The sequence below is a fragment of the Solibacillus isronensis genome, assembly GCF_023715405.1.
Lineage (GTDB): Bacteria > Bacillota > Bacilli > Bacillales_A > Planococcaceae > Solibacillus > Solibacillus isronensis_B.
In genome coordinates this window covers 1-255 of record NZ_JAMBOC010000053.1, presented here as the reverse complement: position 1 = coordinate 255, position 255 = coordinate 1, and the positions used below count along the sequence as shown (strand labels likewise).

At 47.5% G+C, this 255-nt stretch carries 1 rRNA gene; it reads left to right on the top strand.

Annotated elements, in window-relative coordinates:
- Positions 1-153: 153 nt before the first annotated feature.
- Positions 154-255 (top strand): 5S ribosomal RNA (gene rrf / locus M3166_RS19225); the annotation flags it as partial.

Genomic DNA, 255 nt, shown 5'->3' with positions numbered 1-255 from the left:
TCCAGTTTTGAAAGAATGATCTTTCTAAGGGTTTCAAGACACAAGCTAGTCGAGGAAACGACTGAGTGATTGAAGGAGCGTACTAAAGTACGTGACTGAAAGAACGAGGGAAGTTGACGAAGGATAGCGCCGTGTATTGGAAGCCGAAAATAGTGAAGTGATGATGGCAAAGAGGTCACACCCGTTCCCATACCGAACACGGAAGTTAAGCTCTTTAGCGCCGATGGTAGTTGGGGGCTTCCCCCTGTGAGAGTA